Origin of the sequence: Bartonella sp. HY328, assembly GCF_025449335.1 — a bacterium.
Lineage (GTDB): Bacteria > Pseudomonadota > Alphaproteobacteria > Rhizobiales > Rhizobiaceae > HY038.
This window is the reverse complement of sequence record NZ_CP104884.1, coordinates 269,950-283,364: the sequence shown is the minus strand read 5'-3', so window position 1 is coordinate 283,364 and position 13,415 is coordinate 269,950. Positions and strand designations below refer to the sequence as shown.

The window sequence follows — 13,415 nt, the reverse complement described above, 5'->3', positions numbered from 1 at the left end:
ATAATTTATTAATAAAGCAATAATTATTTTGGTATTTTGTTAAAAAAACACCTCGTTTTGCGGCATGGATAATTTAATCATTGGCTGACCGTTTATCAAAAAAGATTTGCATGCCACCAAGGATAAGCCCCAAAACTAGCCCTCCCCCTAAAAACCACCACCATTGAGACAGGTATTCCCGTCCGGTAATAAAGAGCAAATTAACAAAGCCAGCCAAAACACCCATCATCACCGCCCAGCAATAGTTAAACTGAGTAAAAAACCTAACGATGAGAAAATACGGCATGCCGATAACAACTGAAATAAACAAATTAGAAAAAAGCCAAACAAAAATTTGCATGGATACCCAAATAACCGCATCATCTGAACTACTCACATAAATAATATTATTGACATAAATATATCTAATTGCGGAAATTGTAGCACAAATTGCCGCCAATATCAGTGTTAGCCAATAGGCTTTCATAAAATTTGCCATTTTAAACTAACCATTAAAATTATAACCACTGTTCAATTTTGAATATTTGATGGCGAAGTGAAACCTTTAACTTTCTTTTTCCATTGTCAATGGTTAATCATTCTGTCGGCAACGGCTCACGCTGATGATAGCTAAACCAAACTGCGTTAAAATGGCATATTAAAACACTTCATCGTTTTGAGTAAATTCCTTTAGCTTATTTTCAAAAGTCATTGAAAAAGCCTTAGCATTTAGCCTAACATCCAAATAATGAGCATTATATATTGTGTTTAATTAAAGTGAATTGACTTTTTATTGTAAAAATTGAATAAATGAACTGGGTTCATATTCTGGTGAGGGGGAATTTTATGTGGCGTTTTATTTTAGCTTATTGGTTAAGCTACCTTATAAGCAATATACTTATCTTTGGATATTTTGCTATACGGATATTTTCGGTTGATAGTAGCCTTGAAAACATTCATGCATCATTTAGTTTTCTATATGTTATTTTCATTATAATGTGTTTTATCTTTCATATCAATATAGCCCTATTTATTGTTGTAAGCATACCAATTTACCTAATTTTAAAAAAATATTCTAAAATGAAATTCTTGTTTTTCTGTCCATGGGGTGTCTTAATCGGACTACTTAATGCAATCATTTTATACATTATTGGTGCAACAACACTTTTTCCAATGGTCACTTTAATTGTCTTTTTCATAGCTGTTAGCTTCGCGACGGGAATAATTTTTTCGCTAATTTATAAATTGCTCACCAAACCAAAAGCAAATAATTCAATCATCATTCGATAAATACTTTATCCTATGGAGGAATAAAATGCGCGATTTTTTAAAAGCTTATGGGCTAAGCGTTTTTATTGCAATCCTCTTCGTTCTTTGTGCTTGTTTTGGTTTTTGGGCCAATACACTTAAACCAATACACTTAAAAACTAATTTGGTGGCTCAGTCTAACGCCTATATCTATTTAAATTCAAAATACCTCTTTTATGTGCGGTCATTTATGGCGCATTCATAAGTGAAATAAGCCTATTGGTTCTCGCTATTTTCGGTTTAACAAACAAGATTTAATGTTTAAAAAATTAGTTCAAATGATACCGATAAGCCAAAAGCTATATTATATAAATAACCAATAATATTTATTTATTAATGTTATAATTATATATTTCAGCAACTTTTACAAAAATTGCATCAAATATCACGCAGTTAGCTCAAAACTTTTATCAATATATTGTTTAATTTCATCACTTGTAAGCGTACCGTCAAGTAAAATGCCAATCCAATGATCTTTATTCATATGATAGGCGGGGATAAAACCTGCAGCTTCACTTAAATGCTCGATCAAAGCTGGGTCACATTTGACATCAAGCACATCAACTTGACCATTGCCATCAAGGCCAATTTTTTCGCGCATCACATTTAATATTATACCATACCATTTGCTATTATCCTTATGGCGTAAAACTGCATAATCGGGAAATTTTGGCCAAGGATATTCTTCAGCTGTTTGATATTTTTCTTGCACATAGGCAAATACTTGCGCTCTATTCATTTTTTTCTCACCCGTTGAACTAAATCTATTCGTTTTTAAATATATATTCATTATTAGATGGATGCTATAGCTAAAGCAAATCTTGCTATTTATTTGTTATATACCCTGCTAAGCATCGGCGCCAACAAATATTCAAAGCCGTTTAAAATTATACCAAAATATGAGAGTGTTCATTATTTAAGAATAATTTATAAAAAACTACTCGATGCTGCAATTGTGATAATTAGCTGTAAGACATTTTTTAGCCGCTTGTTCAGCATTTAAAATCTGCTGCGGCGATAATTTCTTAGCAATTTCGGCTTTTAAATTTTCAATATCGCGGACATTTTTATCGACAAGCAGAACCCACATATAAGCTTCTTCATATTTCTTGTTTGCTTTGTACCCAACTGCAAGAGAAAACAACCCAGTTTTTTCACCCAATTGTGCTGCTTTTTTTGCATATAGAACATATTTATCAAAATCTATTTCTACGCCTCGACCCATTGCATGACACATCGATAACCTTAAATTGGCCATAGCATGGTTTAAATCAGCTGCTTTTTTAAACCACTTAGCCGCTTCAGTATAATCTTGCTCAACACTTAATCCACGATAATAGAAAAGCCCAAGCCTATACATGCTTTCGCCGTTATTTTGCAGGGCATCGTCTTGCAGCTCTTTCCGATATTTGTCATAATCCTCTTGGCTCGCTAAACCCTTAAAATAAATCTTGTCTAACTGCATTTTCGCAAATTCATTGCCCTGCGCACTTGATTTTTTGTACCATTTGATAGCATCACTATAGGCCCCAACACCTTCATAAAACGTACCAAGCCTTACCTGTCCTACCGCATTCCCTTGATCTGCTGATTTTTTTATTAAGATCATCGCCTGTTTTCGATCTTGCTCAACGCCCAAACCATCTCTATACATGAGGCCTAATCGTGCTTGAGCGGTCGCATCACCCTTTTCCGCAGCCATTTTTAACCATTTTACTGCCTCAGTGTTATCTTTTTTAACTTTTTTACCTTGATAATAAATCACCGCCAACTCGTTTTGCGCATTTACATCACCAGTTAAAGCAGCTTTTTTTAAAACTTCAATTTCGTCATTTATTGTTTGTTGTGTTGATGTTTCGATTGTTTTGGATGAAACTGTTTGAGGCTCGCCAGCAAATGAATATTGCCCTAAAAACCCACTTCCGCTTAAGCAAATTGTCAAAATATAAATTGAAAAGAGGTGACGAATTTTCATGTTCATTTCCCTTAATGCATTGGTAACCAGCATTGGCGTTTTTTATTGAAGCGTTTTTTAAAAAAGTGTGAAGCGTCTTTCAGACAAAAACGCGGTGTAAACAATGGATTAGAGCGCCGACCTGATCCAAATAGATCGAAATGCGCTCTATAAAACTTAAATTTTATCTTATCAAATTTTTTAAGTTAAAAAAGTTGATTTGCTATCTTTTTTGTGCGGATAATTTCAATTTAGAACGATTTTATTCTAAATATATTAAAGCCTTTAGACTTTAAACATCATTTATAAAATCTTTTGATAATAATTTATACTATATTGTGCAACTATGCAAAAAATGTAATATTCTCGTCTAACTTATGACAAGTGTATTTGTAGAACCAAATTCATTTATAATTTTATGGGCGGGTTATGGCATTTTTTAACGCAATTTATTCTTTTTTGGCAAAAATATTTAGCCTTATTTTTGGTAATGTTTCGTGGGTGCCACCTTTTTGGTTAAGGCCCATTTGCAAGATATTTTCCCTTATTGGTTGTTTTTTTAAAAGATATACCAAAAGCGCAATCGCAAGTGTTTTTGTGCTGGTTGCGTTAATTGGTGCAGGTTTTGCTGGCTGGATATGGTATCAAAACCAGCCACTGCCCTATATGGTGAATTATGACTATTCTAATCCGCCTTTATCCGATTATGATAAAAAGGGTGTCAAAACCTATCCTTTAACTATTGAATTTTCAGATTCTGTTGCCCCCATTGATAAAATCAATACAACAATTGAAGAAGGCGTAAGCCTATCACCACAAATTAAGGGTACATGGCATTGGTCTAATGACAAGGTACTAACTTTTAAGCCACAACAAGATTGGCCAATTGACCAAAAATATACGGTAAGCCTTGCCCAAAAAGGCTTGTTTACTGACGGCGTATTGCTGAAAGATTATAGTTTTGATGTAACAACTAGTCCATTTGCTATTTCGGTTAATAATTCAAAACTCTATGAAGATCCGCAAGATCCTAATCAAAAGAAGATGGTCGCGGAAATTAAAGCAAGCCACCCAATTGATCAAAAGACTTTTGCAAAACATATATCATTTGAATTATCGCGCGGTCTTACCTATCAAAATAAGACTAATAATAATCCGCAAATTTTCTTTTCAGAAGATGGTTTAACCGCGTCTGTTCAATCAGCAATTTTAAGCATGCCGCTTGAAACATCTACCGTTAAATTAAAGTTGTCAAAAGGCGTGACGTCAAATCTTGGCGGTAATGCTAGCAGCGACGAATTTAGCGCAAGCATTGATGTACCGGGGCGTTATCAGTTAAGTTTTGGTGACGCAAAAATTGATTTTGTGCGCAATAATAATGGTGAACCAGAGCCGATTTTCATGTTTGAAAGCTCAAAACCGGTAAGCGACACTAACATTGATGGACAAGTGACAGCTTGGGCTTTACCACAACGTAACGATGAATATGGTCATCACATTAATTGGCGCGACAATGAAATTACCGATAATTTGCTTGACCGCTCGCGCAAAATTTCACTTATTCAAATTCCAAGTGATAGCGCTCAAAATAGCCTTCATTCATTTAAGCTTAATGCTGAGCCCGGTGTGCAACTTTATGTGCGTATCAATGGCAAAATCCAATCCCAAGGCGGTTATTTATCGCGTGATGCGCAAACACTTTACACATCAAATATGCCCAATTATCCTAAGACTTTGCAATTCATGTCAGAAGGCGCTTTGCTTGGTCTTCGTGGTGAACGCACCCTTGGCGTCATGGCGCAAGGTGTCAGTGGCGCACAAGTTGAAATAGCCCGCGTTCTGCCAAAGCAGCTTCACCATTTGATTAATCAATTGGATGGCAATTTTGTTCGCCCTGATATGAGCGAAAGCGAGTTTGATACTTTGGTCGAGCGCGAAAATATCGATTTTGATCTTCCTGATATTGCTGTCAATAAAATGCAATATAGCTATGTCGATCTTGCTCCTTACCTATCAAGTGAAGATGGTAGGCATGGCATTTTTGTGGTGCGTATAAGTGAAAAAGGTAGCTATGATCGCCAAACCCTTGGCGAGGTTACATCAGCGCGTGACATACGTTTTATTGTGGTGACGGATCTTGGCATTATTGCCAAGCGCGATAGCAATCGCGGCCATGATATTTTTGTGCAATCCATCGAAACGGGCTTACCAATTGATAATGCCTTGGTGGAAGTTTACGGCGTTAATGGTCTGCCGGTTGCGCAAAGCTATAGCGATGAAACAGGCCATGCTTATTTTGGTAATTTAAGCGAATTATCTCGTGAAAAACGCCCGCTCATGTATGTAGTCACCAATGGCGAGGATCAGTCTTTCTTGCCTATTAATAATGAAGGCCGCCAGCTTGACCTATCGCGCTTTGCTATTGGCGGTTTAATGGCCGATGGCAAAACCGATACATTACGTGCTTTCATGTTTAGCGAGCGCGGCCTTTATCGCCCCGGCGAAACCGTGCATCTTGGCATGATTGTTCGCCGTGATGATTGGCTTGGTAGTTTGCAAGGCTTGCCGGTTGAGCTTACCATTTATGATCCTGCCCGCCGCGAAGTAAAGACCGAGAAAATGCAGCTATCGGCAGAAGGCTTTGAAAGCTATGATTTTGCGTCCGATCCTGCAATGCCTGCTGGTACCTATACGGCAGAGCTTGAGCTTGCCAATATAAATGGTGGCAATTATTCGCTTGGTAGCGTTTCATTCTCTATTCGTGATTTTGAACCAGACCGCATGAAAGTAACAGCTAGTCTTTCGCCAACGCCGATTAAAGGCTGGTTAAAGCCAGAAGAAGTTAAGGCAAGTGTCAAAGCAATGCATCTTTTTGGTGCGCCAGCAGGTGATCGGCGTACAAGCATGACCATGCGCATGGAACCCGCCTTTGTTGGCTTTGATAGCTATCGCGATTATCGTTTTTATCTTGAAAACACCTTGGACGAAAGCCATGTTGAAGACTTGGCAGACCAAAAAACCGATGAAAATGGCATTGCCAATTTTAATCTTGATTTAAACCGCTTTACTGCAAGCGGTTATAAACTGCAAGTTTTGGCACGGGTTTTTGAAGCTGATGGCGGCAGGAATGTTGCAGCAGACGCAAGCGCCCTTGTTTCCCCAGCTGATTATATGGTGGGTGTAAAGAGTGATGATAATCTTGACTTTGTTAATAAGGGTACACAACGGCGTGCTAACTGGCTTGCGGTTAATGCCAATTTAAAACCAATTGGTGTTAATGGTCTTTCACGCGAATTGGTGGAAGTGCGCTATGTATCGGTATTGGTAAAGCAATATGATGATACCTATCGCTATGCGTCACGCAAAAAAGAAATCGTGCTTGAAAACAAGCCCTTTTCTATTGCGGAAAATGGCGCGGTCGATACGCTCGACACCAGCAATCCGGGTGAGTTTATTGTTAAAATTAAAAATGGTGATACGGTTTTAAACCAGCTAAATTATAGTGTTGCAGGTGATGCGAACCTATCACGCTCGCTAGATCGTAACAGCGAGCTTACCCTTAAACTTAATAAAACCTCTTATAAGCCGGGCGAATTTATTGAAATTAATATTCGTGCCCCTTATGTCGGAGCAGGCCTCATCACCATCGAGCGTGATAAGGTCTATGCCCATTCTTGGTTTAAAACCGATACAACATCAAGCGTTCAATATATTGAATTGCCAGAGGGGTTAGAGGGTAATGCTTATATTAATGTGCAATTTGTCCGCTCGCCGCAATCGGATGAAATTTTCATGTCGCCACTTTCCTATGGTGTTGCGCCTTTTGCCATTAGTTTAGATAATCGCACGACTAATATTGCGCTTACAACACCAAAGACGGTTGAGCCGGGTGATGATATTGCCATTAAGGTGAATGTTAATCGCCCATCGCAAGTGATGGTTTGGGGCGTTGATGAAGGCATTTTGCAAGTGGCACGCTATAGCCAGCCACGGCCATTGGATTTCTTTTTCAAAAAGCGCGCTTTGGAAGTTGAAACCACGCAAATTCTTGATTTGATCTTGCCTGAATTTTCAAAACTATTTTTGGCAGCTTCTGGTGGTGATGATGAAGGGGCATTATCCAACCATCTAAATCCATTTAAGCGCAAAAATAAGCCGCCTGTTGTTTATTGGAGCAACATTGTCAACTTGCCCAAGGGTGAAACCGAGCTTAATTGGCAAGTGCCTGATTATTTCAACGGTAAAGTGCATTTCTTTGCGGTGGCCGTTGATCAAAACCATATTGGTATTGCCCAAAGCTATACGGAAAGTAAGGCACCTATAGTACTCACCCCAAATGTGCCGGCTTTTGTTGCTCCTGGCGATATAGTCAATGTGTCAATGGGCGCATTTAGCAATCTAGCTTCGCAAGATGTGGTAAGTTTGACCATTGAGCCAAGTTTGGCTTTTGAGATTGTGGGTGACAAGACCCAGCAATTCACCGTTGATCCACTTAAAGAAGCAACCGCTAATTGGCAGTTAAAAGCTTCCAATAATAATGATGGCAACAAATTAGGTGCCCATGATATAAAATTCGTTGCAAAATTGGCTGATGGTCGCAGCTTTACTATGGTTGAAAATGTTTCTATCCGTCCACTATCTGAACGGCGGGTGCAGCTAAGCGCTAAAATCACCAATGATAAGGTTATAACGCTTGAACCAACACGCAAGCTTTATTCGCAATTAAGCAAGGTAGAGGCATCTTTTGGCTATTCACCGCTTAATTGGGCAACCGGCCTTAATCAATATCTTGATAATTATGGCTATGTTTGCACCGAGCAAACCATTTCTAAAACCATGCCATCACTTATTTTTGGCAATGCGCAAGACAGTGATGCAGCCCAAAATGTCGCCAATACATTGACAATATTAGGCCAACGCATGAATAGTTCTGGTGGTTTAGGTCAATGGAATGCAACACCCGATAGCGATATTTTCGCAACGCTTTATGCGGTTGATTTTATGCTTGATGCGCAAGAGCGCGGTTTTTATGTAGCAAGCCAAAATTTTGAACGCACAAGAGCCTTTTTGAAAGACATTGCAGAAGAACCACCTTTTGAAGGAATAAACGGCTTTCGTTTACAAGCCTATGCAATTTACTTGTTAAACCGCCAAGCACAAAGCCTTGGCATTAGTCCTAGTTTCAATGAGCTTGCTAATCTTCGTGAGCGACTTGACACTTATTATGAAAAAAAGGAATGGCAAAAAGATACGACCGCTGTTTATATGGCGGCCAGTTATGTGATGTTTAAGCAAAATAAAGAAGCCAATGCCTTGGTAAATTCCATTGATTGGCAATTGCTTAAAAATAATGAAGACAGTCAATATTACTTTGATGATGCTTTAACGCATGATAGCGAAACAATCACCATACTTGGTCGCTATTTCCCTAACCAATTATCCAAAATTCCAAACGAAGTTTGGCAAAAAATTGCCGATAATTTACAAAGCCAACGCTATAATAGCCTTTCATCGGCATTGCTTATTCGTGCAGCATCCATTTACGAAAATTCTGTGCAAAATAGTGGTGGCTCAATCGAAGCTGTTGTCAAACAAAATAATGATCAAACAACAAGTGTAACTTTAGAAGGTAGCCCATCAAAAGCCATTTTACCTTTTGATTTTAAATCTTTGACATTAACAAAAAGCCGTGGCGACTTACCAGGTTTTGTGCTGTTAAGTGAAGCTGGTTATGATATTAACAAAAGCCAAGAGCCACGTAATAATGGTATTGATATCTTCCATGATTATACCGACCTAAAAGGCAACAAGATTGATAAGGTCAATGTTGGCGATGAATTTTTGGTGCGGGTAAGAATGCGCAGCACAGGGCAAGATTATGTTGGTGATGTCGCGATTGTTGATCTTTTACCAGGTGGTGTTGAACTTGTTTATCGTCAACCCAATCATTCGCAATCTTCTGATGACGATGAAAGTGCTGATGAGAATGGCGATGATGGCAGTGATGAAAATGGCGATGATGGCAATGAATATGATAGTGAAGGCAATGAAGAACAGGCATTGCCAGCAGTTGGCGAGCCAGACCAAAGCGATTGGCAGCCTCACTTTATTGATCCACGCGACGACCGCGTTGTGCTTTACGGCAGCTTAAATAAAGAAGTTAGCACATTTACCTATAAGGTACGCGCTATCAATGCAGGGCAATTTACCATTCCAGCCGCTTTTGCTGAAAGCATGTATAATCCGCAAATTAATGGTGAAGGTGCTATTGGTAAGCTGATTATTGAGGTAAAATAGTAAACCGCATAAATTGCGATAAACCATAACAAAATACGCCATGATAATATCATGGCGTATTTCATATGAAGACTTAAAACTGGTATGGCTTAAATGCGGCGGCGTTTTTTTACAAAATCAAGATTGCGGCGATATTTACGCATTTTTCTTTATGGCTTTGCTTTTTTAAGCTTGGTACTTATCGCGCTGCGCCTTTGGCCGCATACGCCGCTAAAAGAACAATTTTCCTATTCAAGGCTTGTTAGCGACCAAAATGGGCAAATTTTGCGCTTAACCTTGAGCAAAGACGATCATTATCGACTTTTTGTGCCGCTTGAGGACATGTCACCGGTAATGATCGAAGCCATTATGCTAAAAGAGGATCGCTATTTTTATTCCCATTTTGGCGTTAATCCCTTTGCGCTGTTTCGGGCCAGCCTTGCCACTTACATTGGCGGCAATCGCCAAGGCGCGTCCACCCTTACCATGCAATTGGCGCGCAAAATTTACAATATTAATTCGCGTTCAATCTCAGGTAAAACGCAACAAATATTGGCAGCCCTTTGGTTAGAAGCGCGTTACAGCAAAGCGGAAATTTTAGAAGCCTATCTTAATCTTGCGCCAATGGGTGGCAATATTGAAGGCGTGGAAGCAGCCTCGCAAATTTATTTCCATAAATCTGCACAGAAATTATCCTTAAATGAAGCCCTCGCCTTAGCTGTTATTCCGCAAAGCCCAACAAAACGCGCAAGTTTTGGACTTGAGACCCAAAAAGCGCGGCTATTATTGCTAAATGATTGGCGCGACGCCAATAAAGATGATCCGCGCAGTGCGGCATTAAATGATTTACCAATCACCGCTTATACAAGGCGCGATTTGCCATTTTTAGCCCCCCATTATAGCGATTATCTGCTTGCCAATTACCCAGAAGACCAGTTACAGGGCACGCTCGATTTGAAATTGCAAAAGGCGATAGAGGCAATTAATAATGGCTATATTAAAGATCGCAGCCGCTTAGGTATCCGCAATAGCGCAATTTTAATCATTGATAGCCGTGATATGGGCATAAAGACTATGATTGGCTCAGCAGATTTTTTTAATGAAAAAATCCATGGCCAAGTCAATGGTACGATAGCCGCGCGCTCGCCGGGGTCAACAGTAAAGCCGTTTTTATATGCTTTGGCGATTGATCAGGGCATTATCCATCCAATGACCATGCTTAAAGATGCGCCAACTATGTTTGGATCGTTTCAGCCTGAAAATTTTGATGGCCGTTTTGTCGGGCCACTATCGGCGCAAGAAGCGCTTATCCGTTCGCGCAATGTGCCTGCCGTCTGGCTTGCCAGTAAAACCCGTAAACCAAGCCTTTATCAGTTTTTAAAAAATGCTGGCATTACGGGTCTTCGGCCTGAAGAAAGCTATGGACTATCCATCGCCCTTGGTGGCGGTGAAATGAAAATGTTGGAACTTGCCAGCCTTTATGCCAGCCTTGCCAAAGACGGCAAAAGACAGTTTCCGCGCTTTTTAAAAACCGAGCCATATCATGAGGGCGAGGCACTAATATCACCAGAAGCGAGTTTTATCACCCGCCAAATGCTTTATCAAAACCCGCGCCCTGATGGTTTGCCAAAAGATCGCCGTGGAAAAGATTGGCCAGTCGCATGGAAAACCGGCACATCATGGAGTTACCACGATGCTTGGACAAGTGGCATGATTGGCCCCTATATTGTGGTGGTATGGATTGGCAATTTTGACAATAGCGGCCCGACGGCTTTTATTGGCGTGCGTTCTGCAGCGCCGTTATTTTTTAAGATTGCTGATGCTTTGCCAATTTTAAAGCCCAATGAAAAGCAACTGGTGCAATTGCCACCTAAAAATGTCGTGCGCGTTGATGTTTGTGCAGCCTCTGGCGATTTACCTAATGAATATTGTCCAAAACGAAAGCAAACTTGGTTTATTGCTGGCGTTTCGCCAATTAAAATTTCCAATCTACATCGACCACTCATGATTGATACACGCAGCGGCCAAATTGCCTGCCCGCCTTATGATAAGCCCTATATTAAACAAGAAATTTTTGAATTTTGGCCAAGTGATTTAAATGCATTATTTGATGCGGCAGGCTTGCCGCGGCGTAAACCACCCACTCAAAAAACATGTGGCATAAGGTTAAAATCTGACACTATATCGCCACCGCAAATTCGTTATCCGTTGGTAAATGTCACCTATGTTTTAAAACGCGATGATGAAAATGATCATATACGCTTAGAGGCAGACGCACCGGCCGGCGTAAAACGGCTCTATTGGTTTGAAAAAGACCGCTTTCTTGGCGTTGTAACACCGGGAACAAGCCTTGATTGGCGGCCAAAACAAGCAGGACGCATGCAATTACGGGTAAGTGATGAAAATGGCAATACCGCCTTGCGTAGTATCAATGTCAGTTTCAATTAGGCTGTAATGATTAAAAGGCAAAGTACAAAATTTTTTACGCTATAGCATTATAATAGCGATAAAGCTGAGATTAATTGTAGAAATTAACCTTTTAAATAGAAATATGGCATTTAGCTATTGAATAATGGACGCTGCTTATACAAAAAGGTAAATTAAGAATCTTTTTAAATAGGGGAAGTCCATGACTGTCTTAAAAAACGTCAAACTTCATATCATAGCATTTTTGGTGGTGATAGTGTGTGAAACTATTGGCTCCATGAGGTTTTCCTTTGGCAAATTTGCCATTGTGCTTTTTCCTATGCTTTTTGCAATGATTATTTCTGGCTTTATCAGTTTTCCAAAATGGAAAATTATTAGCTTTAAAGACGGTGACAGTGCTGGCAAAATGCTCACCATAGTACTTATTCCGCTTATTACCGCGATTGGGCTTGGCATTGGTCCCAATATTATGAAACTACTTGATGCAAAATTTGCCTTACTTATTCAAGAGTTTGGTCATTTTTTTGGTACCATCATAATCGGCATGCCAATTGCAGTCGCATTAGGCATGGGACGTGAAGCCATTGGCGCTACCTATTCGCTTGACCGTGAAGGCAATATTGCGATTATTGCTGAAAAATACGGTCTTAACTCGCCTGAAGGGCGCGGCGTTATGGCAATGTATATTTGTGGGACTGTTTTTGGTGCTGTGTGGATTGGTATTTTTTCAAGTGCGATAGCCAGCCTTGATATTTTCCACCCTTACGCTTTGGCAATGGGTGCGGGTGTTGGCTCTGGCAGTATGCTTGCTGCCGCATCAGGCTCAATCATTGAGTTTTATCCGGAAATGAAGGAGCAAATTCTTGCTTATGCAGGGGCTGCCAATTTAATGACGGGAATTTTAGGCATTTATTTTGCACTGTTTATTTCTCTTCCCCTTGCGGTAAAATTTTATGCCATTTTAAACCGCTTATTTGGGCGCAATAAAAACAATGAAAGTGCGGTAAAATGAATATTTTAGAAGTTATTTTTCTAACTATCTTATGCGGGCTATTGATTGTTGTTGCTCATTATATTGGCTATAGTGATGTTGATATAGTTGTATCGCTAACTGGTGTTGGGATTATTATTGGTGTTGGCATTTGCGGCTATATCATTGCAAAACTGCCGCTCTTTAACATGTTACCGTCCATTTTATGGATTTCTGCGCTTGCTATCCTCGTATCAAGCCCAATCTTTCCTTATCATGAAATTATCAATTTTTATGTAGCAAAAATTCCATTCCTAGCTATTTGTACACCAGTGCTTGCCTATGCCGGACTTTCCATTGGTAAGGATTTAGAAGCGTTCAAAAAAATTTCATGGCGCATTATTCCAGTTGCACTTGCAGTCATTGCAGGTACATTCATTTGTGCGACAATGCTTGCCCAATGGGCATTACATATTGAAGGCGCAATTTAAGTCTTAAAGC

General features: G+C 39.6%; 7 protein-coding genes. 4 read left to right on the top strand and 3 right to left on the bottom strand.

Annotated elements, in window-relative coordinates:
• Nucleotides 1–73: 73 nt before the first annotated feature.
• The 3 genes from N5852_RS14675 to N5852_RS14665 all read right to left on the bottom strand — a co-directional run bounded on the left by N5852_RS14675 (nt 74) and on the right by N5852_RS14665 (nt 3,262).
• A complete protein-coding gene (locus tag N5852_RS14675; protein ID WP_262099917.1) occupies nt 74–478 on the bottom strand; it encodes a hypothetical protein in 405 nt (134 codons plus the stop codon).
• Between the two features lie 1,194 nt (nt 479–1,672).
• A complete protein-coding gene (locus N5852_RS14670; protein ID WP_262099916.1) occupies nt 1,673–2,026 on the bottom strand; it encodes an MmcQ/YjbR family DNA-binding protein in 354 nt (117 codons plus the stop codon).
• A gap of 198 nt (nt 2,027–2,224) precedes the next feature.
• Nucleotides 2,225–3,262, bottom strand: a complete 1,038-nt coding sequence (locus N5852_RS14665; RefSeq protein ID WP_262099915.1) for a tetratricopeptide repeat protein — start codon at nt 3,260–3,262, stop codon at nt 2,225–2,227.
• Between the two features lie 576 nt (nt 3,263–3,838).
• On the opposite strand from N5852_RS14665, the gene N5852_RS14660 reads away from it, so the two are divergent.
• The 4 genes from N5852_RS14660 to N5852_RS14645 all read left to right on the top strand — a co-directional run bounded on the left by N5852_RS14660 (nt 3,839) and on the right by N5852_RS14645 (nt 13,405).
• Nucleotides 3,839–9,538 carry an alpha-2-macroglobulin gene (locus N5852_RS14660; protein WP_262099914.1) on the top strand — a complete coding sequence of 1,900 codons (5,700 nt, stop codon included), beginning with the start codon at nt 3,839–3,841 and terminating at the stop codon, nt 9,536–9,538.
• Nucleotides 9,539–9,631: 93 nt separating this feature from the next.
• Entirely contained in the window at nt 9,632–11,965 is a 2,334-nt protein-coding gene (gene pbpC, locus N5852_RS14655) for a penicillin-binding protein 1C (RefSeq protein ID WP_262099913.1), read from the top strand.
• A gap of 181 nt (nt 11,966–12,146) precedes the next feature.
• The gene (locus N5852_RS14650; protein ID WP_262099912.1) at nt 12,147–12,956 is read left to right on the top strand and encodes a DUF3100 domain-containing protein; all 810 of its coding nucleotides are present in this window, start codon (nt 12,147–12,149) and stop codon (nt 12,954–12,956) included.
• The gene (locus N5852_RS14645; protein WP_262099911.1) at nt 12,953–13,405 is read left to right on the top strand and encodes a hypothetical protein; all 453 of its coding nucleotides are present in this window, start codon (nt 12,953–12,955) and stop codon (nt 13,403–13,405) included. Before N5852_RS14650 ends, N5852_RS14645 begins: the two co-directional genes overlap by 4 nt.
• Nucleotides 13,406–13,415 lie beyond the last annotated feature (10 nt).

Coding starts and splice junctions, on each gene's coding strand:
- N5852_RS14650 (WP_262099912.1), top strand. CDS start 12,147: ATGACTGTCTTAAAAAACGTCAAACTTCATATCATAGCATTTTTGGTG.
- N5852_RS14645 (WP_262099911.1), top strand. CDS start 12,953: ATGAATATTTTAGAAGTTATTTTTCTAACTATCTTATGCGGGCTATTG.
- N5852_RS14670 (WP_262099916.1), bottom strand. CDS start 2,026: ATGAATAGAGCGCAAGTATTTGCCTATGTGCAAGAAAAATATCAAACA.
- N5852_RS14675 (WP_262099917.1), bottom strand. CDS start 478: ATGGCAAATTTTATGAAAGCCTATTGGCTAACACTGATATTGGCGGCA.
- pbpC (WP_262099913.1), top strand. CDS start 9,632: ATGCGGCGGCGTTTTTTTACAAAATCAAGATTGCGGCGATATTTACGC.
- N5852_RS14665 (WP_262099915.1), bottom strand. CDS start 3,262: ATGAAAATTCGTCACCTCTTTTCAATTTATATTTTGACAATTTGCTTA.